Annotated in this window: 19 protein-coding genes and 1 tRNA gene; 18 read left to right on the forward strand and 2 right to left on the reverse strand. The window is 64.2% G+C overall.

The window, feature by feature from the left end; translation table 11 throughout:
- Positions 1-26 precede the first annotated feature (26 nt).
- The 6 genes from ribB (at position 27) to hisF (ending at position 4,462) form a co-directional block, all read left to right on the forward strand.
- The gene (gene ribB, locus NFJ07_RS07410; RefSeq protein ID WP_269993654.1) at positions 27-647 is read left to right on the forward strand and encodes a 3,4-dihydroxy-2-butanone-4-phosphate synthase; all 621 of its coding nucleotides are present in this window, start codon (positions 27-29) and stop codon (positions 645-647) included.
- Positions 644-1,345: a GTP cyclohydrolase II gene (ribA, locus tag NFJ07_RS07415; protein WP_269993471.1), complete on the forward strand. Its 702-nt coding sequence runs from the start codon at positions 644-646 to the stop codon at positions 1,343-1,345. The genes ribB and ribA overlap by 4 nt, the downstream gene beginning before the upstream one ends.
- A gap of 37 nt (positions 1,346-1,382) precedes the next feature.
- The gene (gene ribH / locus NFJ07_RS07420; protein ID WP_269993472.1) at positions 1,383-1,868 is read left to right on the forward strand and encodes a 6,7-dimethyl-8-ribityllumazine synthase; all 486 of its coding nucleotides are present in this window, start codon (positions 1,383-1,385) and stop codon (positions 1,866-1,868) included.
- A gap of 506 nt (positions 1,869-2,374) precedes the next feature.
- Positions 2,375-2,638 carry a phosphoribosyl-ATP diphosphatase gene (locus NFJ07_RS07425; RefSeq protein ID WP_018778638.1) on the forward strand — a complete coding sequence of 88 codons (264 nt, stop codon included), beginning with the start codon at positions 2,375-2,377 and terminating at the stop codon, positions 2,636-2,638.
- A 163-nt stretch (positions 2,639-2,801) separates the two neighbouring features.
- Entirely contained in the window at positions 2,802-3,662 is an 861-nt protein-coding gene (gene hisG, locus NFJ07_RS07430) for an ATP phosphoribosyltransferase (protein WP_269993473.1), read from the forward strand.
- Between the two features lie 23 nt (positions 3,663-3,685).
- Entirely contained in the window at positions 3,686-4,462 is a 777-nt protein-coding gene (gene hisF / locus NFJ07_RS07435; RefSeq protein ID WP_234750232.1) for an imidazole glycerol phosphate synthase subunit HisF, read from the forward strand.
- A 107-nt stretch (positions 4,463-4,569) separates the two neighbouring features.
- On the opposite strand, the gene NFJ07_RS07440 is transcribed toward hisF, so the two are convergent.
- The gene (locus tag NFJ07_RS07440; protein WP_269993474.1) at positions 4,570-5,214 is read right to left on the reverse strand and encodes a TIGR03085 family metal-binding protein; all 645 of its coding nucleotides are present in this window, start codon (positions 5,212-5,214) and stop codon (positions 4,570-4,572) included.
- 89 nt (positions 5,215-5,303) lie between these two features.
- On the opposite strand from NFJ07_RS07440, the gene hisI reads away from it, so the two are divergent.
- From hisI to pyk, 11 genes are all read left to right on the forward strand, one after another.
- Entirely contained in the window at positions 5,304-5,732 is a 429-nt protein-coding gene (gene hisI / locus NFJ07_RS07445) for a phosphoribosyl-AMP cyclohydrolase (RefSeq protein WP_269993475.1), read from the forward strand.
- 57 nt (positions 5,733-5,789) lie between these two features.
- The gene (locus tag NFJ07_RS07450) at positions 5,790-7,370 is read left to right on the forward strand and encodes an anthranilate synthase component I (protein ID WP_269993476.1); all 1,581 of its coding nucleotides are present in this window, start codon (positions 5,790-5,792) and stop codon (positions 7,368-7,370) included.
- A gap of 71 nt (positions 7,371-7,441) precedes the next feature.
- On the forward strand, positions 7,442-7,972 hold the full coding sequence (locus NFJ07_RS07455) for a Trp biosynthesis-associated membrane protein (protein ID WP_442865313.1): 531 nt from the start codon (positions 7,442-7,444) through the stop codon (positions 7,970-7,972).
- Positions 7,973-8,061: 89 nt separating this feature from the next.
- Positions 8,062-8,334, forward strand: a complete 273-nt coding sequence (locus tag NFJ07_RS07460; RefSeq protein WP_269993478.1) for an HGxxPAAW family protein — start codon at positions 8,062-8,064, stop codon at positions 8,332-8,334.
- A 2-nt stretch (positions 8,335-8,336) separates the two neighbouring features.
- Positions 8,337-9,155 carry an indole-3-glycerol phosphate synthase TrpC gene (gene trpC / locus NFJ07_RS07465; RefSeq protein ID WP_269993479.1) on the forward strand — a complete coding sequence of 273 codons (819 nt, stop codon included), beginning with the start codon at positions 8,337-8,339 and terminating at the stop codon, positions 9,153-9,155.
- Between the two features lie 111 nt (positions 9,156-9,266).
- Positions 9,267-10,649, forward strand: coding sequence for a tryptophan synthase subunit beta (trpB, locus tag NFJ07_RS07470; protein WP_269993480.1), 1,383 nt, complete (start codon positions 9,267-9,269; stop codon positions 10,647-10,649).
- Positions 10,649-11,497, forward strand: a complete 849-nt coding sequence (trpA, locus tag NFJ07_RS07475; protein ID WP_269993481.1) for a tryptophan synthase subunit alpha — start codon at positions 10,649-10,651, stop codon at positions 11,495-11,497. The genes trpB and trpA overlap by 1 nt, the downstream gene beginning before the upstream one ends.
- A 19-nt stretch (positions 11,498-11,516) precedes the next feature.
- A complete protein-coding gene (gene lgt, locus NFJ07_RS07480; RefSeq protein WP_269993482.1) occupies positions 11,517-12,737 on the forward strand; it encodes a prolipoprotein diacylglyceryl transferase in 1,221 nt (406 codons plus the stop codon).
- Between the two features lie 262 nt (positions 12,738-12,999).
- Positions 13,000-17,613 carry a glutamate synthase large subunit gene (gene gltB, locus NFJ07_RS07485; protein WP_269993483.1) on the forward strand — a complete coding sequence of 1,538 codons (4,614 nt, stop codon included), beginning with the start codon at positions 13,000-13,002 and terminating at the stop codon, positions 17,611-17,613.
- Positions 17,606-19,063: a glutamate synthase subunit beta gene (locus tag NFJ07_RS07490; protein WP_269993484.1), complete on the forward strand. Its 1,458-nt coding sequence runs from the start codon at positions 17,606-17,608 to the stop codon at positions 19,061-19,063. The genes gltB and NFJ07_RS07490 overlap by 8 nt, the downstream gene beginning before the upstream one ends.
- 57 nt (positions 19,064-19,120) lie before the next feature.
- Complete coding sequence (gene pyk / locus NFJ07_RS07495; protein ID WP_269993485.1) at positions 19,121-20,623, forward strand: pyruvate kinase; 1,503 nt, start codon at positions 19,121-19,123, stop codon at positions 20,621-20,623.
- Between the two features lie 133 nt (positions 20,624-20,756).
- On the opposite strand, the gene NFJ07_RS07500 is transcribed toward pyk, so the two are convergent.
- Positions 20,757-21,362, reverse strand: coding sequence for an ANTAR domain-containing response regulator (locus tag NFJ07_RS07500; protein WP_269993486.1), 606 nt, complete (start codon positions 21,360-21,362; stop codon positions 20,757-20,759).
- 196 nt (positions 21,363-21,558) lie between these two features.
- Between NFJ07_RS07500 and NFJ07_RS07505 the strand changes: the two genes are divergently transcribed.
- A tRNA-Leu gene (locus tag NFJ07_RS07505) sits at positions 21,559-21,640 on the forward strand.
- Positions 21,641-21,909 lie beyond the last annotated feature (269 nt).

Consider the following 21,909-nt stretch of genomic DNA (forward strand, 5'->3'; position numbering starts at 1 on the left):
ATCCCGTTGAGAAGGCTGTGCAGGCCATGGCAGCCGGCCGTCCCGTCATTGTCGTGGACAATGAAGACCGCGAAAACGAAGGCGACATCATCTTCGCCGCCGAACACGCTACGCCTGCCCTCATGGGCTGGACCATCCGCTACAGTTCGGGAGTCATTTGCGTTCCCCTCGAGGGGTCGCGGGCTGATGCCCTGGCGCTGCCGCCGATGGTCCTGGTCAATGAAGACGCCAAGGGCACGGCCTACACGGTGTCCTGCGATGCTGCTTTGGGCGTGAGCACCGGTATTTCCGCCACGGACAGGGCCCTGACGGCCCGGATTCTGGCTGATTCCAGCAGCACGCCATCCTCGATCACCCGGCCCGGGCATATTTTTCCGCTCCGGGCCGTTAAGGGGGGAGTGCGTGAACGTCCGGGACACACGGAAGCCGCAGTCGATCTTTGCCGGCTTGCGGGACTCGCCCCGGTGGGCGTGATCGCCGAGTTGGTACATGACGATGGTGAAATGATGCGCCTGGACAGCCTCCAGGAGTTCGCTGCCGAGCATGGATGTCCTTTGATTTCGATCGAGGACCTCGTGGCTTATGTTGCAGCGTCGGAGGCTGAGCACCAGGTTGCAATTCCGGCAGGAAACGAGGAGCAGCGATGACCACAGCGACAACCCACGACGGCGGCACGGCCGCGCGCGCACCGCATCCGGTGAGCGGCGGCCCGATTGTCCAGCTACCCACCGCCTTCGGTGAGTTCGTGGCACAGGCGTGGATCGACCTTGAAACCGGGGCGGAGCACCTCGCGGTGAGCTCGCCCAACACACCCCGGACAGGCAAGGCCCCGCTGGTGCGCCTCCACTCGGAGTGCCTCACGGGCGACGTTTTCGGTTCGTACCGCTGCGATTGCGGCGAACAGCTGGCCTACGCCCTCGAGCTGATCCGCGAAGAGGGCGGTACCCTGCTCTACCTGCGCGGACAGGAAGGCCGCGGCATCGGCCTGGCAAACAAGATCAAGGCCTACGCGCTGCAGGAGGCCGGATTCGACACGGTCGAGGCCAACGAGCAGTTGGGGCTCCCGGTTGACGCCCGCTGCTACAAGGCGGCCGCCCAGATCCTTGCCGAAATGGGCCTTCACGAGATCCGTCTCCTGAGCAACAACCCGGACAAGCAGAACCGGCTTGCCGCGGCTGGCGTGAAGGTGGTCGAGATGGTGCCCACCGAGGTCCCGTCCCGTGAAGAAAACCTTCGGTACCTTCAGACCAAGAAGGACCGCATGGACCACCGCCTGACCCTCGGTGACACCGAGCCAGCGGGTACCCATGCTTCTGGCAGCACTTTTGACCTCGAACAAGACTGAACCGTACTAACAAGACTGAACGGATTACCACACACCCATGAGCGGACACGGCGCCCCCACCATCGACCTCACCACCCTCAACCCGGAGGAAACCCAGCGGCTGAAGCTCGCCATCGTGGCTGCCAGCTGGCATACCCAGATAATGGACGGGCTCCTCGACGGAGCGCTGCGCGCGGCGAAGGAAGCCGGTATCGCCGAGCCCACTGTGTTGCGCGTGCCGGGGGCGTTTGAGCTTCCCGTTGCGGCCGCACGGCTCGCGCCGCATTTTGACGCCGTCGTTGCCCTTGGCGTCGTCATCCGCGGAGGTACGCCGCACTTTGACTACGTGTGCCAGGCGGCGACGTCGGGACTTACTGAAGTCAGCGTCCGCACCGGCGTGCCGGTGGGCTTCGGCGTGCTCACGTGCGACACCGAGCAGCAGGGCCTGGACCGCGCCGGACTGGAAGGCTCGTCCGAGGACAAAGGGCACGAAGCCGTGACCGCCGCGCTCGCCACTGCACTGACCCTCAAGCAATACACCTAGCACCTTTGGCTTTGGGCATTCTGTTCAACGCCCCGGAGCTTTTGGTAACGCCCGCCGTCGTGCTCAATGTGGTGCTCCTGGTTATCGGCGTGACGACGGCCGACTGCCCATGAGGGGTCACTTGGTGCGAGCTCGCCGGAACGGTGCCAACTCGCCCGAGCTTTCCGGCGAGCGGGGCGCGTTCCGGCGATCCCGACGACGGCGGCCGCCCCTGGTGGGTCTTTCGGCGCGAGCTCGCCGGAACGGTGCCAACTCGCCCGAGCTTTCCGGCGAGCGGGTCGCATTCCGGCGATCTCGACGACGGCGGGCTAACGACGACCTCCTGATACAGCTCGGACGGAGCGGCCCCGCTATGCTGGGAACCAGGATCCGGGGCTACGTGCTTGGCCTCATCGACGAAAAGGGATGCGGGCGTACCAGTGCACATTGTGCGTTCGCTCACATCCCTTCCGTCATGCAATGACCCGACAGGCGGTCACCGGCCCCGAGCAAGTAGGCTGTAGGGCGTGAAGAATTTCGAGACGCTGTTCGCAGAACTGAGCGAAAAGGCAGCGACCCGTCCGGCAGGCTCCCGTACCGTCGCCGAATTGGACTCCGGAATCCACGGCATCGGCAAGAAGGTCGTGGAGGAAGCCGCCGAAGTCTGGATGGCTGCAGAGTATGAATCCGATGAAGCCGCGGCCGAGGAAATCTCCCAGTTGCTCTACCACCTGCAGGTCTTGATGCTCGCCAAGGGTCTGAGCCTGGAAGACGTTTACAAGCATCTCTAGCCACGTCCGCTCCGTCAGGACCTGACAAGGTCCCACCGGAGCCCCAGCGTGGCCCCCGTGCTTGTGTGAGCACAGTGCTTGTGAAAGCCCCGTGCTTGTGTGAGCACAGTGCCGTGAGCACAATGCCTGAAACATCCCCTTCCACTCCCCAAGAAAGTCTCCAATGCTGCGAGTAGCCGTCCCCAACAAGGGATCCCTGTCCGAAGCCGCCTCCGCGATGCTGTCCGAGGCGGGATACCGCCAGCGCCGCGATACCCGCGAACTGGTCATGGTCGATCCCGACAACGACATTGAGTTCTTCTTCCTCCGCCCCCGCGACATCGCCGTGTATGTCGGCCAAGGAACGCTCGACGTCGGCATCACCGGCCGCGACCTCCTGCTGGACGCGCAGGTCGAAGCCGAAGAGCTGCTTCCCCTTGGTTTCGCCGCGTCCACCTTCCGTTTCGCCGGTCCGGTCGGTGACTTCTCCGGCGTCGAGCAGCTTGAAGGCAAGCGCCTCGCCACGAGCTACGACGGCCTCCTACGCGATTACCTCGCCGAGCGCGGCGTCAAGGCCAAGGTGGTCCGCCTCGACGGCGCCGTGGAGTCTTCCGTGCGTCTCGGCGTCGCTGACGCGATCGCCGACGTCGTCGAAACCGGCAACACGCTCAAAGCTGCCGGAATGGAGATCTTCGGCGAGCCCATCCTCAAGTCCGAAGCCGTCCTGATCCGCCGCACCGGCGAGGGTGGTGCCGCAAACGGTACCGCGAAGGAGATCGAGGTCCTGATCCGGCGCCTGCAAGGCGTGCTCGTCGCCCGTCAGTACGTCCTCATGGACTACGACATCCGCAAGGATCTCGTGGAAGCAGCCGCTACCCTCACCCCGGGTCTCGAATCGCCCACCGTATCGCCGTTGCGCGACTCGGATTGGGTTGCCGTCCGCTCCATGGTTCCGAAAAAGGAAACCAACCGGATCATGGATGAGCTGTACGACCTCGGCGCCCGCGCCATCCTGGTCAGCAGCATCCACGCCTGCCGCATCTGACACGAGACAATCCAGGAGTAGCAATGGCTGTAGCAGTACGTGTCATCCCTTGCCTAGATGTCGACGCCGGCCGTGTGGTGAAGGGCGTCAACTTCGAGGGTCTTCGCGACGCCGGAGACCCCGTGGAGCTGGCGCACCGCTACGACAATGCCGGGGCGGACGAGCTCACGTTCCTTGATGTCACGGCGTCCTCCGGCAACCGGGAAACCACGTTCGACGTCGTTCGCCGCACCGCCGAGGAAGTCTTCATCCCGTTGACCGTCGGTGGTGGTGTCCGTGGGGTGGCTGAGGTGGACAAGCTCCTGCGTTTCGGCGCGGACAAGGCCTCCATCAACACGGCCGCCGTCGCGCGCCCGGACGTCATTGACGAGATCACCCGCCACTTCGGATCGCAGGTGCTGGTCCTGTCGGTGGACGCGCGGCGGACGAGGCCCGGTTCCGAGCCCACGGCTTCCGGCTTCGAGGTGACCACCCACGGCGGACGCCAGGGAACCGGAATCGACGCCATTGCGTGGGCCAAGGAAGCCGCGGACCGCGGTGTGGGGGAGATCCTCCTGAATTCCATTGACGCTGACGGCACCAAGGACGGCTTCGACCTCGAACTCATCCGCTTGGTCCGTGCAGCCGTGCACATCCCGATCATCGCCTCCGGCGGCGCTGGGGAACCGGCGCATTTCCCGCCCGCAGTGGAAGCAGGAGCCGACGCCGTTCTGGCAGCTTCGGTTTTCCACTTCGGTCCGGATGACATGATCGCCCAGGTCAAGGCAGCGATTCGCGAAGCGGGTTTCCTGGTCCGCTAGCAGTTCGACCCAACTGACTCGCAGTTGTTGTCGTTTTGAGCCCTCATAACGACAACAACTGCGAGCTAGTTGGGGTTTAACGGGCGGCCTTGGGTTTAACGGGGAGGTCAGAGGCCGACTTCGGCTGACTGGAGCAGGGCGACGGCGTCCGGCTGGCCTTCGAAGGTGACCAGCGCGTGATGCGTGCGGCCGTGGGCGTGCATCAGGAGTTCACCGGGCTCGCCAACGATGGCGACGGATACGGGAGCCCGCTTGGCAACATGGCGGGGACCGGTGGGGCGAACCAACACGATCCCGAGGTCCACGCCGCGGTAGAGAATGGCAGCGCGCTTGATCAATTCATCCCACAGGGCGTCCGAGTATTCCTCGTCCAGGGCCCGCGGAGCCCAACGGTCTCCGGCCCGGCGGATGTCTTCCGTGTGCACGAAATATTCAATGAGGTTGGAGGACTCGTCGAGCGCCTTGATCTTCAGGGGAGACAAGGCAGGCGGCCCTGAGCGGAAGGTGTTCACCAGTTCGGCGTAATCTTCCGTGGTCTTGAGCTTGGAGGCCAGTTTGGCCGTGGCTTTGTCCGAGGCCCGGGCGAGGCTCTTGACGAGCAATCCGATGCCGACTGCCGCTTTACGCTCACGCAAGTACAGGTGGGCGGCGAGGTCCCTGGTCAGCCACCCTTCGCAGAGCGTGGGGGAGTCAGGTCCGGCCGCCAGGAGGGTTTCGGCCAGTACTTCGCGGGAGGGATCGACGAAATGCATCACTTGTGAAACTAGCACGAGACGCGCTCTGTTGCGCAGTGGAACCGCCGCTGAATTTCGGCTCCACATGAGGCACTAGACTTGATCTGATGTCTGAGCAGTCAACACCCCCAGCCACGCCCGCTGCCGCGTTCGCCGCGGAGGCCGTCGTCGCGCCCGTAAGTCCACTCCCGCAAGAGCTGGCCGCCGCGCTGAAGCGCGATTCTGCCGGCCTTGTGGCAGCGATCATCCAGCAGTTCGACACCGACGAAGTGCTGATGCTTGGCTGGATGGACGATGAAGCTTTGCACCGGACCCTGACCAGCGGACGCGTGACGTTCTTCTCCCGCTCCCGCCAGGAATATTGGCGCAAGGGAGACACTTCCGGGCACGTGCAGTTCGTCAAATCGGTGGCCTTGGACTGCGACGGCGACGCCCTCCTGGTCCGCGTCGACCAAGTCGGCGCGGCCTGCCACACCGGTACGCGCACATGCTTCGATGACCGGAGCCTCGCCGCCGTGACCGGCGAGCGGGACTAGCCCACCACACACCATCCACTGAGGCAAGCACACAAGAAGAGTCGGAGAACACAAACCATGCAGGACCTTGGAATCATCAGCCCGGGCCTGGAGGAGTTCCGCGAACTCGCCGCACACAGCCGGGTCATCCCGGTCCGGCTCAGGGTACTAGCCGACGCCGAGACTCCCATCGGGCTCTACCGCAAGCTGGCCCAAGGCCAGCCCGGCACCTTCCTCCTGGAGTCGGCAGCCGTCGGCGGAGCATGGTCACGCTATTCCTTCATCGGTTCCCGTTCACGTGCCACCTTGACCAGCAAGGACGGCCAGGCGCACTGGATCGGCGAGCCTCCCGTCGGCGTGCCCGTAGACGGCAGCCCCGTCGACGCCGTCCGCGACACCATTGCGGCCTTGCAGACCGACCGCTTCCCGGACCTTCCTCCGTTCACTTCCGGCCTTGTCGGCTTCCTCGGATGGGAAACCGTCCGGCACTGGGAGAAGCTCACCAGCCCCCCGGAGGATGACCTCCACCTGCCGGAACTGGCCCTGAACCTTGTTACGGACATGGCTGTCCACGACAACATGGACGGCACCGTGCTGTTGATTGCCAACGCGATCAATTTCGACAACAGTTCCGAACGCGTCGACGAAGCCTGGCACGACGCCGTCGCCCGGGTGAAGCGACTGCTGGATCAGATCAGCACACCCGTGAAGCAGCCCGTATCGGTGTTGCAGTCCGAAGCCCTCGACTTCGCGTCCAGCGTCCAGGAACGCTGGGATGAGCAGGAGTACCTGAACGCGATCGATCGCGGCAAGGAAGCGATCGTCGACGGCGAGGTCTTCCAGGTGGTCATTTCGCGACGCTTTGAAATGGAGTGTGCCGCGGACCCGCTGGATGTTTACCGCGTGCTGCGCAACACCAACCCGAGTCCGTACATGTATCTCTTCAGCCTCGAAGATCCCGACGGCCGTGAATACACGATTGTCGGATCCTCTCCCGAGGCCCTGGTGACCGTGACGGGCAATGAAGTCATCACCCACCCGATTGCCGGTTCGCGGCCCCGCGGCAAGACCGTTGAAGCCGACAAGGCGCTGGCCACCGAGTTGCTCGCGGACCAGAAGGAACGCGCCGAACACCTGATGCTCGTGGACTTGTCCCGGAACGACCTCTCCAAGGTCTGCGTGGCGGGAACCGTGGACGTCACGCAGTTCATGGAGGTCGAACGGTTCAGCCACATCATGCACCTGGTGTCCACGGTGGTCGGAGAGTTGGCGCCCGGGGCGAAGGCCTACGACGTGCTCAAGGCGACCTTCCCCGCCGGCACGCTTTCGGGTGCCCCGAAGCCGCGCGCACTGCGCCTTCTGGACGAACTCGAACCGCACCGGCGTGGCATCTACGGCGGCGTGGTGGGTTACCTGGACTTCGCGGGCGACATGGACATGGCGATCGCCATCCGTTCGGCACTGTTGCGTGAGGGCCGGGCCTATGTCCAGGCGGGCGGCGGCATCGTGGCCGATTCCCACAAGCCTTCCGAAGCGCTGGAGACCGTGAACAAGGCGGCTGCCCCTCTGCGTGCCGTGCACACCGCCGGATCGCTCCACCACATTTCCCCGGACGCCGTTTCCGCGGAAACAGTCGTCGACGGGAACACCGCACCGTGAGCGCTGCCCGCCCTCAGTCGGCCACCACAAAGCCTCCCGTGTGGGCACGGAAGGGCAACGTCGTGCTCGCCATGGCAATTCTCGCCCTCGCCGTGTTCGGGACTACCACGCAGACCTGGATCAATGTCCGGCTCGATCCCGCTGCCGCAGCGAATGCCGATCTCCACGTTCAGGGGAGCAAGGCGGCAACCGCGGTTACCGCACTCGCGATCGTCGCCCTTGCCGGAGGACTGGCATCGTCCATTGCGGGCAAGGTTTCGCGCTGGATCATTGCAACCATCATTGTGCTTGCCTCGGCAGGCATCATTATTGCCGCGGTGACGGTCCTGGCTGACCCCCTTGGTGCGGCGCAAGGAACCATTGCGGCGACCACCGGCATTTCGGGCGGGCAGGCGGCGGCATCGTCCACAATGTTCCCGGTACTCGCCGTCGTGGCTGCCGGCCTGCTGGCTTTGTGCGGTGGCCTGCTGCCGCTCGCGGGCCGGCGCTGGAAGGCGCGCACCAAGTACGACGTCGCCAGCCGGGCAGCCCGCGCGGGTTCCGGACCCGTCGACGAGATCGATAGCTGGGACAGCCTCTCGCGCGGAGAAGACCCCACGTAAGACTCGACTGTCCGGACGTCGAACGATGTCCCGGGTGCGGTCAATAAATGGCAGAATGTAAGCAGTATTCATCCTGAGGAGATTTTCACATGAGCAAAACCACTGTGTCCGCGAGCAACGCCCCTGTGACCGCTGCGAGCCACAGCGACGCCATCGGCCACGGCAACAGCCCGGCCGCGTGGACCTGCGTGATTGTCATGCTGGTAGGGGCCCTGGTGTCCTCTATCGCCTTTGTTATTGCCAGCACCCCCATTTTCATCGCGGGCATCGTTGTCATGTTCGCCGGCCTGATCGCCGGCTGGGCCATGCGCAAGGCCGGCTACGGCGTCGACGGCAGCAAGCTGAAGAACGCCGGCCACTGACTGTGACCGTTCTTGATGACATCATCGTCGGTGTCAGGGAGGACATGGAGGCCCGTCGCCGCCTTGTTGGCCTTGACGAGCTGAAAGAGCGCGCCGCGGCCACGGCGCCTGCGCTGGACGCGTGGGCTGCCTTGGGCGGTCCGTCAGCCAGCCGCGACGAACTGAAGGTCATCGCGGAAATCAAGCGCCGCAGCCCCTCCAAAGGCGATCTCGCGAGCATCGTCGATCCCGCGGCACTTGCAGTGCAATACGCCGACGGCGGCGCCTCCGTGATCAGCGTCCTTACCGAACAGAGGCGCTTCAACGGGTCCCTGGCGGACCTCGACGCGGTCCGTGCCGCCGTCGACATTCCGTTGCTGCGCAAGGACTTCACGGTTGACGAATACCAGATCTGGGAAGCCCGTGCCCATGGTGCGGACCTCATCCTGCTGATCGTCGCGGCGCTTTCGGATGCACAGCTGCGCGAATTCAGTGCGTTGAGCCACGAGCTTGGCATGAACGTCTTGGTGGAAACCCACACGCCCGAGGAAATCGAGCGTGCGGCCGCAGCACAGGCACGGATCATCGGGGTAAACGTGCGCAACCTCAAGACGCTCGACGTCGACCGCTCTCTGTTTGCCTCGCTCGCCGGAAGCATTCCAGCGGGAGCGGTTGTGGTGGCCGAGTCCGGTGTGCGGAACGCCGACGACGTCGCGCACTACGCCGGTAACGGTGCCCACGCAATCCTTGTGGGCGAAGCCCTTGTGAGCGACTCCACCCCGCGCGAGCGGATCAGTGAATTCAAGGCGGCCGGAGCTGCCGCCATCGCCGTCAGGACCTGAGACGGGCCTGATTCGCGGCGTGGACCCGGACGGCGGCAGACAACGCGGCTGCTTGCTGTCATGTGACTCCTGGAAAAACTCAACTACCAACTGAACAGGACGGTGAGACTGATGGTGGACGCATCAACAGCCAACTCGCAAGAGAATGTGGCCGACGCATTCCTACAAGGTGGAGCCTCGCTCCGCAACGCCGCAGGACCGTACTTCGGCTCATACGGTGGACGCTGGATGCCTGAGTCCCTCATCGCCGCCCTGGATGAAGTCGAGGACACGTTCGAGAAAGCCAAAGCCGATCCCGGGTTCCTTGCCCAACTGAAGGACCTCAACAAGAACTACTCGGGCCGTCCGTCGCTGCTCACGGAGGCCAAGCGTTTCTCTGAGCACGCCGGCGGGGCGCGCATCTTCCTCAAGCGCGAAGACCTGAACCACACCGGATCCCACAAGATCAACAACGTCCTCGGCCAGGCTTTGCTCGCGAAGCGCATGGGCAAGACCCGTGTCATCGCCGAAACCGGCGCCGGCCAGCACGGCGTTGCCAGCGCCACCGCCGCAGCCCTGCTTGGACTCGAGTGCGTCGTCTACATGGGCGCCGAGGATTGCCGCCGCCAAGCACTCAACGTGGCCCGCATGCAGCTCCTGGGTGCCACCGTAGTTCCCGTGACCAACGGATCACAGACGCTCAAGGACGCTATCAACGACGCCCTCCGCGACTGGGTTTCCAACGTGGACAACACCCACTACCTGTTGGGCACCGCGGCTGGGGCACACCCGTTCCCGGCGATGGTGCGCTTCTTCCACGAGGTTATCGGTGAGGAAGCCCGCGCCCAGATCCTGGAGCAGACCGGCAAACTTCCGGACGCTATCTGTGCCTGCATCGGCGGCGGTTCCAATGCCATCGGCCTTTTCCACAGCTTCCTGGACGATGCGTCCGTGAAGATCTACGGCTTTGAAGCCGGCGGCGACGGCGTCGAAACCGGGCGTCACGCGGCTGCCATCACGCTCGGACGTCCCGGAGTGCTTCATGGTGCCCGGTCCTACCTCATGCAGGACGAAGACGGCCAGACCATCGAGTCACACTCGATTTCCGCAGGCTTGGACTACCCGAGCGTCGGTCCGGAGCACTCCTACCTCGCGGACATCGGCCGCGTCACGTATGAGCCGATCACGGACACCGAGGCCATGGACGCGTTCCGCTTGCTTTGCCGGACGGAGGGCATCATCCCGGCCATCGAGTCCTCGCACGCCCTCGCCGGTGCCATCAAGGTGGGCAAGCAGCTCACCGCGGGCAAGGAAAACCCGGCCGACACGATCATCATCGTGAACCTGTCCGGGCGCGGTGACAAGGACGTGGAAACGGCCGCGGCATGGTTCGACATGTTGGATGAAGACGGCAACGTCAAGGGCACCACGCTCTCCACGCGCAAGCCCAAGGGCCCGTCCGAACGCAGCAACCTTGAGATCAGCACTGAAGACGCAAGCGAGGACCAGAACTGATGACTGAGCAGATGACCAGCAAGTCCGCGGCCGCGATCGACCGTGCGAAGGCCCAAGGCCGGGCCGCGTTGATCGGATACCTGCCGGCAGGCTACCCCGACGTTCAGTCGAGCATCGACGCCGGTATCGCCATGGCCCGCAATGGCGCGGACCTCATTGAAATCGGCATCCCGTATTCGGACCCCGTCATGGACGGCGCTGTCATCCAGGCTGCGACCACGGAGGCAATCGCCAACGGTTTCCGCGTCGCCAGCGTCTTCGACGTAGTAGCGGGCATCACCGCGGCCACCGACGCCGCCGTGCTGGTCATGACCTACTGGAACCCTGTCATGCGTATGGGCGTCGACGAGTTCTCACGCAGGCTGGCCGAGGCCGGGGGAGCCGGACTCATTACGCCGGACCTCATTCCTGACGAGGCCGCCGAATGGTTTGCGGCATCCGACAAGTACGGGCTCGACCGGGTCTTCCTCGTGGCACCCTCGTCCACGCCGGAACGCCTGGCCATGACAGTGGAGGCGAGCCGCGGCTTCGTCTACGCCGTCTCCATCATGGGCGTCACCGGCGCCCGGCAGTCCGTCAGCAGCGCCGCGGAGAAGGTCGTGGCCGACACCCATGCGGCCGGCGCCGAACGAGTGTGCGTCGGGCTCGGAGTCTCCACCGCGGACCATGTCCGCGAGATTGCGGCATACGCCGACGGTGTGATCGTCGGTACCGCGTTGGTTGCAGCCATCCGCGACGGCGGCGTTGACGCCGTCGCTCAACTCACCAAGAACCTCAGTGCGGGCCTCGGCCGCGCAGCAGCGCCAGCCCAAAACACGGCACCAGCCCAAAACACAGCGCAGGCCTAGAAAAGGAAAAGCGTAGACAATGCAGAGTCTCCTCCACGTTGCGGCAATGGCTCCCATGAGCATTCCGAGCCCCTCATGGTCCGGATTTGATATTCCGCTGCCGTGGGGGACTCTCCGCATTCACGCGTACGCCCTGTGCATTCTCCTGGGCATCATCGTGGGCCTGTGGCTCACCGCCGTGCGCTGGAAGCGTCGCGGCACCCCCGAAGGCAGCCTGTGGGACATCGCCATCTGGGCGATCCCCTTCGGCATTGTGGGCGGCCGCCTTTACCACGTGATCTCCTCACCGGACGCGTACTTCGGCCCGGGCTTCAACGGCACCGGCGACCTCTCCCTGATCCCGCAGATCTGGCGGGGTGGCCTGGGCATCTGGGGTGCCGTGGTTCTCGGCGTTGTCGGTGCTTGGCTTGGCTGCCGCCGCTCCGGCGTCAAGCTCACAGCCTTCCTCGACGCTGCAGCCCCCGGGCTGCTGCTGGCACAAGCGATCGGACGTTGGGGAAACTGGTTCAACCAGGAACTCTTCGGCGGACCCACCACGTTGCCGTGGGGCCTCCAAATTGACCCCAACAGCCCCAATTTTCCGGCCGGAATGCCTAGTGACACGCTGTTCCACCCGACGTTCCTTTACGAATCCCTCTGGAACATCATCGGCGTCGTGGTCCTCATTGTGCTGGACCGCCGCTTCCATTTCCGCCGCGGCAGGCTCTTCTGGCTGTACGCCATCTACTACACGCTTGGTCGCGTCTGGATCGAAGCGTTGCGGATTGACGACGCGGAACAGATCAACCTCTTCGGCATCACCACACGGCTCAACGTATGGACCAGCATCTTCGTCTTCGTCGCGGCCCTCATCATCTTCATCGCCCTGAGCCTGCGCGGCAGGCCGGAGCCGGACACGGCGTACCTTCCTGGCAGGGAACCCGCTGCGGTGACCGCCGAAACGGATGAGCCCGCCGCCGTTGACCCAAGTGCCGGGGACGATGAGACGGCTGCTGCTGATGAGACGAACAGCACAATTGTGACCGATACGAAGGGCCAAGATACGGACGGATCTGTCTCAGATACCGGTGCTCGTGGTAATCTCCGGAATAACCAAAGCGATCTGGGCCATACTGCTGAGCCAACGGAAACGGCCGAGGAGTCACATGCCGGCGTCACGTCGGATTCCGGCTCCGCGTCCACCGAAACCTCCGCCAGCAGCGCCCCCGGATCCGGGCCGGAAGCTGGCAGCACCAAGTAGCCAGCGCTACGGCACAGGGGAACCGGGCTACCGCCCAGAGGCCCCCGGCCACAGCGTCGTGGCACACTTGGCAGTCGCCCGGCAGCACACAGAGGCTCCGCGGTCAAGCTTGGGTCAGGGACATGCGTAACTGTTCGTTGCGTGTTGCCTGCTGACCTACAATTTCAAGTAACTAGCGCTTTGTTATGCCCGTCACACGGCAGGCAAGGTGGGGCCAACGTTGTCCCTTCCATTCGCACGATCTCGAGGAAGGACGTCTTCAATGACCCATCTTCATAACCCAAGCTGGTCCGAAACAGTCGAACCGCAGGGTGCCATCTCGCCCTTCAAGCGTTTCGCTGCGCTCCCGGAAGCCCAGGGACTCTACAACCCTGAGCAGGAGAAGGACGCTTGCGGCCTGGCCATTATCGCCACACTGCGTGGTGAACCCGGCTATGACATCGTGGAAGCGGCCCTGACTGCCCTGCGCAACCTTGAACACCGGGGCGCCGTGGGCGCCGACGAAGGCACGGGCGACGGCGCCGGGCTCCTCATGCAGGTTCCGGACGAGTTCTTCCGGGCTGTCACTGAGTTCGAACTCCCCGCACCCGGCCAGTACGTGGTGGGTACTGCCTTCCTGCCGGCCGAAACCCGCGAAGCCGAGACCGCAAAGGCCGGCATCGAGGCGCTTGCAACAGATGAGGGCCTGACGGTTCTTGGCTGGCGTGAAGTGCCGGTGGTCGGGGACCTGGTCGGCGCCATGGCCCGTGCCTGCATGCCTTACTTCGCACAGCCTTTCCTCGCGTCCGCCACGGGGGAGGTGCTGGACCGGAACGAGCTGGACTCCCGGGCCTGGCGTGTCCGCAAGCGTGCCCAGAACAAGTTCGGCGTGTACTTCCCGTCTCTGTCCTCGCGCACCATCGTGTACAAGGGCATGCTGACCACCGCCCAGCTGGAGCCGTTCTACCCGGATCTCTCGGACAAGCGCTTCAAGACCAAGCTGGCGATCGTGCACTCGCGCTTCTCCACGAACACGTTCCCGTCGTGGCCGCTCGCCCAGCCGTTCCGCACCATCGCCCACAACGGTGAAATCAACACCGTCAAGGGCAACCGGAACTGGATGCGGGCGCGCCAGTCGCAGCTCGCGAACCCGCTGCTGGGCGATTCCCCGGAGGAGTTGTACCCCATCTGCACGCCGGGTGCCTCGGACTCCGCGTCCTTCGATGAGGTTGCCGAGCTGCTCTGGCTTTCCGGGCGGCCCATCACGCACTCCATCATGATGATGATCCCCGAGGCGTGGGAAAACCACGCCACGATGGATCCGGCCCGCCGCGCCTTCTACGAGTACCACTCACTGCTCATGGAGCCGTGGGACGGTCCCGCGGCAGTGTCCTTCACCGACGGCAACCTTGTTGGTGCGACCCTTGACCGCAATGGCCTGCGCCCTGGCCGTTACTGGATCACCGAAGACGGCCTGATCATCTTCGCCTCCGAAGTCGGTGTGATCGAGGTCGAGCCAGCCAAGGTAGTCAAGAAGGGCCGTGTTTCGCCGGGCAAGATGTTCCTGGTGGACACCGAAGCCGGCCGCATCATCGACGACGCCGAGGTCAAGGCCGAGGTGGCCGCAGCCAACCCCTGGGCTGAATGGGTCAAGGACAACCTGATCGACCTCAATGAGCTTCCCGAGCGCGAGCACGTGCTGCACACGGCTGCGTCCGTGAACATCCGCCAGCGGACTTTCGGCTACACCACCGAGGAATTGAAGATCCTCCTGGGGCCGATGGCCCGCACCGGGGCCGAACCGCTCGGCGCCATGGGCTCCGACACCCCGGTTGCCGTGCTGTCCAAGCGCCCGCGCTTGCTGTTCGACTACTTCGTGCAGTCTTTCGCCCAGGTCACCAACCCGCCCCTGGACGCGATCCGCGAAGAGCTGGTCACCTCGCTGAAGTGCGCCATCGGTCCCAACGGCAACCTTCTCGACGTCGGGCAGGTCCGCCAGCCGCAGATCTCCCTGCCGTTCCCGGTGATCAACAACGATCAGCTCGCCAAGATCGCCAACATCGAGAACGCCGACGGCGACAAGGTCGCCATGAAGGTTCGCGGACTCTACCGTCCGGAGGGTGGCGAAGCGGCGCTTCGGAGCCGCCTGACCGAAATCTGCGAGCAGGTTTCCGGCGCGATCAACCGCGGTGTGCAGTACATCGTGCTGTCCGACCGCGACTCCAACGCGCAGTGGGCCCCGATCCCGTCGCTGCTGCTCGTCAGCGCGGTACACCACCACTTGCTCCGCAGCGCCAACCGCACCAAGACCGCCCTGGTGGTCGAGGCCGGCGACGTCCGCGAAACGCACCACGTGGCAGTCCTGGTGGGCTTCGGCGCTTCCGCCGTGAACCCGTACCTGGCCATGGAATCCGTGGAACAGCTCATCAGCACGGGCGAGGTAGTTGGTGTGACTCCGGAAGACGGCGTCTACAACCTCATCAAGGGCCTCGGCAAGGGTGTCTTGAAGATCATGTCCAAGATGGGTATTTCCACGGTGGCCTCGTACACCGGCGCCCAGACTTTCGAAGCGCTGGGCCTGTCCCAGGACCTCGTGGACGAATTCTTCTCCGGTACCCACTCCCAGTTGGGTGGCGTCGGCCTGGACGTCATCGCCGCCGAAGTTTCCGCACGCCACCAGATGGCGTACCCGGAAGGCGGCATCGAGCTGCCGCACCGTCCGCTGCTCGGTGGCGGCGAATACCAGTGGCGCCGCGACGGTGAACCGCACTTGTTCAACCCGGAGACTGTCTTCCGCCTGCAGCACGCCACGCGGGAACGCCGCTATGACATCTTCAAGTCCTACACCAAGGGAATTGACGACCAGTCCGAGAACCTCATGACCCTCCGCGGGCTCTTGAAGTTCAAGGACAGCCTGCGCCCGGCAGTGGCGCTTGAAGAAGTCGAACCGGTTTCCAGCATCGTGAAGCGCTTCTCCACCGGAGCGATGAGCTACGGCTCCATCTCCAAGGAAGCCCACGAAACGCTCGCAATCGCCATGAACCGGCTGGGCGCCAAGTCCAACACCGGTGAAGGCGGCGAAGACGTGGACCGCCTGCTGGACCCGGAGCGCCGCTCCGCCATCAAGCAGATTGCCTCCGGTCGTTTCGGCGTGACCAGCCTCTACCTGACCAACGCCGAAGACATCCAGATCAAGATGGCCCAGGGCGCCAAGCCCGGTGAAGGCGGCCAGTTGATGGCGCAGAAGGTCTACCCCTGGGTAGCCCGGACCCGGCACTCAACCCCCGGCGTAGGGCTCATTTCCCCGCCCCCGCACCACGACATCTACTCGATCGAGGACCTCGCGCAGCTCATCTACGACGCCAAGCGGGCCAACCCCTCGGCACGCGTGCACGTGAAGCTTGTTTCCGAAGTCGGGATCGGCACGGTGGCGTCCGGCGTCACTAAGGCGAAGGCCGACGTCGTGCTCGTCTCAGGGCACGACGGCGGAACCGGCGCCTCGCCGCTGAACTCGCTCAAGCATGCGGGTGTCCCGTGGGAGCTCGGCCTCGCCGAGACCCAGCAGACGCTCATGCTCAACGGGCTCCGCGACCGCGTCGTGGTCCAGGTGGACGGCCAGCTCAAGACGGGCCGCGACGTCGTCATCGCTGCGCTGCTGGGTGCCGAGGAGTACGGCTTCGCAACCGCGCCCCTCGTGGTTTCCGGCTGCATCATGATGCGCGTCTGCCACCTCGATACCTGCCCGGTGGGCGTCGCAACCCAGAACCCGGAGCTTCGTTCGCGCTTCAACGGCAAGCCCGAATTCGTGGTCAACTTCTTCGAATTCCTTGCCGAGGAAGTCCGTGAACTGCTTGCCGAGCTTGGTTTCCGCAGCCTCGAAGAGGCCATCGGCCACTCTGAGGCCCTTGACACCCGCGAAGCGATCGACCACTGGAAGGCCGAGGGACTCGACCTCGACCCGATCCTGCACGGCCTCGAGTTCGACGACGACGTTCCCCTGCGGAACCTCACCGGCCAGAACCACGAGCTCGACAAGCACTTCGACCAGCGCCTCATCGGCATGGCCGCCGAGGCTTTGAGCGACCGCACGCCGGTGAAGATCGCCGTCGACGTCATCAACACGGACCGTTCCGTGGGCACCATGCTGGGGCACGTCGTGACCAAGACGTTCGGCATCGACGTGCTCGCCACCGACACGATCGACATCACGCTGAAGGGGACCGCCGGGCAGTCGCTGGGCGCCTTCCTTCCGGCCGGCATCACCCTTCGCATGTTCGGCGACTCCAACGACTACGTCGGCAAGGGCCTCTCTGGTGGACGCATCATCGTCCGCCCGGACCGCACCAACGTTTTCCAGGCGGAACGCAACGTCATCGCCGGCAACGTGATCGGCTACGGCGCCACGAGCGGCGAAATGTTCCTGCGTGGCCAGGTGGGCGAACGCTTCCTGGTACGCAACTCGGGTGCCACCGCCGTCGTCGAAGGCATCGGTGACCATGGTTGCGAGTACATGACCGGCGGCCAGACGCTGATCATCGGCCGTACCGGCCGCAACTTCGGTGCCGGCATGTCCGGTGGTACCGCCTACGTGCTGGACCTCCAGCATGCCCGGGTCAACAAGCAGGCCTTGGATTCCGGCGAGCTGCAGCTACTTGAGCTTGACGACGAGGACCGCACCATCGTCCAGGGCCTCCTGGTCAAGCACCTGGAAGAAACCGAATCCGTCCTCGCAGGCCGCTTGCTCGAAAACTTCGATGACACAGCCGCCCGCATCACCAAAGTGCTGCCGCGCGACTACGCCGCAGTCCTGCAAACCCGTCTCGACGCCATTGAAGAGGGCCTTGATCCCGATGGTGAAGAAGTATGGTCTCGAATCCTGGAGGTAACCGGTGGCTGATCCACGCGGATTTCTGAAAGTCCGGCAGCGCGAGACGCAGCCACGCCGTCCTGTTCCGGTCCGCATCATGGACTGGAAGGAAGTCTACGAAGCCCAGGACAAGGGCGTGCTCAAGAGCCAGGCGGGCCGCTGCATGGACTGCGGCGTTCCGTTCTGCCACCAGGGCTGCCCGCTGGGGAACCTCATCCCCGAGTGGAACGACCTTACCTGGCGCGGAAAGGGCGAGGAAGCGATTGAACGCTTGCACGCCACTAACAACTTCCCGGAGTTCACGGGCCGCTTGTGTCCCGCGCCGTGTGAAGCATCCTGTGTCCTGGGCATCAACCAGCCCGCTGTGACAATCAAGCAGGTTGAAGTTTCGATCATCGACGACGCCTTCGAAAACGGCTGGGTACAACCGCTTCCGCCGACGCGTCTCTCCGGTAAGACAGTCGCCGTCGTCGGCTCGGGCCCCGCAGGGCTTGCGGTCGCACAGCAGCTGACGCGCGTTGGACACACAGTGGCCGTCTACGAACGCGACGACAAAATCGGGGGATTGCTGCGCTACGGCATCCCCGACTTCAAGATGGAGAAGGAACAGGTCGACCGCCGCGTCGAGCAGATGAAGGCCGAGGGCACCCGCTTCCGCACGGGTGTGGCGGTCGGAAGCGACGTGACGTGGGAGCAGTTGCGCCGCCGTTACGACTCCGTGGTGATCGCCACTGGCGCTACCGTTCCGCGCGACCTTCCCATCCCGGGCCGCGAACTCGAAGGCATCCATTTCGCCATGGATTACCTGGTGCCCGCCAACCGCGTGGTTGCCGGTGAAACCCCTGAGAACCACATTGACGCCCGCGGCAAGCACGTTGTCATCCTTGGCGGTGGCGATACCGGTGCAGACTGCATCGGCACATCCCACCGGCATGGTGCCGCGTCCGTCACCACCCTCGCGATCGGCAAGCAGCCACCGCTTGAGCGCGCCTCGCACCAGCCGTGGCCGACGTTCCCCACCCTCTTCGAGGTTGCCAGCGCACACGAAGAGGGCGGCGAACGCACCTACCTTGCCTCGACCGTTGAGTTTGTCGGCGAAAACGGCAAGCTCACCGGAGTCAAGGTTGCCGAGACCGAGTTCGTGGACGGCAAGCGGCTCCCGAAGGCCGGCACGGAACGCATCATTCCGGCCGATCTGGTACTCCTCTCGCTCGGCTTCACGGGTGCGGAACCTGCCGGTATTACCGAACAGGTCAGCGCAGAATTCGACGGCCGCGGCAACGTGGCCCGGGATGGGTACTACATGACCAACACCGAGGGCGTCTTCGTGGCAGGCGATGCCGGCCGCGGGCAGTCCTTGATTGTCTGGGCTATCGCCGAAGGCCGCGCCTGCGCTGCCGCCGTCGACAAGTACCTCATGGGCAGCACTATTCTTCCCGCGCCGGTGGCTCCCACCGACCGGGCTATATCGGTCCTCTAAGGACCGGCGCACGACGCTTTCCCAACTCCAACCGCAGCACACTACTAGGGTAGGTATATGAGACGCGCAAAAATCGTGGCAACGTTCGGACCGGCAATTTCCAGTTTTGACAACACCCTCGCGGTGCTGGAAGCCGGCGTCGACGTCGCCCGCATGAACATGAGCCATGGCGACTACTCGGTACACGACATCACGTACGAGAACGTCCGCAAAGCCGCCGCCCAGCTCCACAAGCCGGTTGCCATCATGGCTGACCTGCAGGGCCCCAAGATCCGCCTGGGTCGATTTGTCGACGGCCCCCACGAACTCGCCGTCGGTGACACTTTCACCATCACCACCGAGGACGTCCCGGGCACCAAGGACATTTGCTCCACCACCCTCAAGAGCCTTACCGAAGACGTCAACGTCGGCGACGCACTGCTGATCGACGACGGCAAGGTTGCACTGCGCGCCATCGAAGTTGACGACGTCAAGGTGGTCGCCACGGTGACCGTCGGCGGCTGGGTCTCCAACAACAAGGGCATCAACCTGCCCGGCGTTGCAGTCAACGTCCCCGCACTGAGCGAAAAGGACGAGGACGATCTCCGCTGGGCCATGAAGCGTGGTGTTGACCTTGTGGCGCTGTCCTTCGTCCGTGATGCCTCCGACATCACCCGCGTCCACGAAATCATGGACGAAGAAGGCCGCCGCGTGCCGGTGATCGCCAAGATCGAGAAGCCGCAGGCAGTGGAGCAGCTCCACGAAATCATCGACGCCTTCGACGCCATCATGGTTGCCCGTGGCGACCTCGGCGTGGAACTCCCGCTCGAGGAAGTGCCGATCGTCCAGAAGCGCGCCATCGAACTGGCACGCCGCTGGGCAAAGCCGGTCATCGTGGCCACCCAGGTTCTTGAATCCATGATCGACAACCCGCGCCCGACCCGTGCTGAGGCTTCGGACTGCGCCAACGCCGTGCTCGACGGCGCCGACGCAGTCATGCTCTCAGGCGAGACCAGCGTGGGCAAGTTCCCGATCGAGACGGTCAAGGTCATGGCCCGGATCATCGAGTCCACCGAAGAGCACGGTCTTGAGCGCGTTCCTCCGCTGGGTACCAAGCCCAAGACCCGCGGTGGCGCCATCACCCGTGCCGCCGTCGAAATCGCCGACCAGCTGGACGCAAAGTACATCTGTACGTTCACCCAGTCCGGTGACTCGGCGCGCCGCCTGTCCCGCCTGCGGCCCGTCAAGCCGGTGTTCGCCTTCACCCCCGTGGAGCACGTCTGGAACCAGCTGGCGCTGACCTGGGGCATCCAGCCCGTCCTGGTCCCCATGGTGGGCCACACTGACGCCATGACGGCCCAGGTTGACCGCAGCCTGCTCGAGATGAAGATCGTGGAGAACGGCGACCTCGTGGTCATCGCTGCCGGTTCGCCTCCCGGACAAGCTGGTTCCACGAACTCGCTCAAGGTCCACAAGGTGGGCGACCTCGCGGATACTTCCCACGTGGAAGAAGCCGCAGCCCGCAAGGAAAAGCTCGGACCGTGGCCGGAAAAGAAGAAGAAGGCCAAGTCCAAGGCCTGATCTTTCTTCGCTCGTTTAGGGGAGGCCCCGCCGTTTGGCGGGGCCTCCTTTGTCTTGTTTTGGGTCGTATCATTTCCGGGGACGACGAAGGGCGCCGCTTCCCGTGGAAGCGGCGCCCTTCGCGGGGGGAGTGCTAGTTGACCTGGTTGATGATGGTCTCGGCGACCTCGCGCATGCTGAGGCGACGGTCCATGGAGGTCTTCTGGATCCAACGGAATGCTTCCGGCTCCGTGAGGCCCATCTTCGTGGTCAGGAGGCTCTTGGCGCGCTCTACAAGCTTGCGCGTGGCGAACTGCTCCTGAAGGTCGGTCACCTCGTTTTCGAGCGCCCTGATCTCTTCATGGCGGGAAAGCGCGATTTCGATAGCCGGGATCAAGTCTGCCGGAGTGAAAGGCTTGACGACGTAGGCCATGGCCCCGGCGTCGCGGGCGCGCTCCACGAGCTCCTTCTGGCTGAACGCCGTCAGCAGGACCACGGGGGCGATCCTCGCCTTGACGATCTTCTCGGCTGCTGAGATGCCGTCCATGACAGGCATCTTGACGTCCATGAGGACCAGATCCGGCTTCAGTTCCTCGGCCAGCTGAACGGCCTTCTCACCGTTGTCGGCCTCGCCGACAACGTCGTAGCCTTCGCCCTTCAAGATCTCGATGATGTCCAGGCGGATGAGGGTCTCATCCTCTGCGACAACTACTCGGCGTGCCGGCTGGGATGCGGGCTTGGACTCCGTCTGTTCTGACACGGGATCTCCTTCAAGACGTACGGCGGGTTCTCAACCATCTTAGTTGCACCCGGTCCCTGCGTATGATTTATTGCTCGGCCGAGCCGGTTCTGGAAATTAGCCTATCTGCATGTAGAGTAGTTTCGCGCACTGCAACAGGGAGCGTTGAGTTCTGTGAAGAGCTCGACGTCGGTTAGTCTTGTTTCGGTGTTTCCGCGCCCGAGTGGCGGAATTGGCAGACGCGCCGCACTCAAAATGCGGTATCGAAAGGTGTGTGGGTTCGAGTCCCACCTCGGGCACAGCATTCCTCCTCGTCAGAGGGGGTTTTTGCTTTAACGTGTGTACAAAGCGTGGTGGCGTCCCTCTGACGCTAGGGGCGCGGGCTGGTGCCTGGCCGCCGCGGTGGCCTATTCAGGTGTGTGGGTGGCGGGTTCAGGGTCCTGGCTGGTGGGCCTTCTGCCTGCTCTGGGTTGGGGTTATGCGGTTCCTCGTTCCGGTTCTGTTGGTTTGTCGTGGATGGCCAACACCATTCCATGGTTCAGGGTCCGGGGGACGACATGATGAAACC

The organism is Arthrobacter sp. B2a2-09 (assembly GCF_027587375.1).
Taxonomy (GTDB): Bacteria; Actinomycetota; Actinomycetes; order Actinomycetales; family Micrococcaceae; genus Arthrobacter.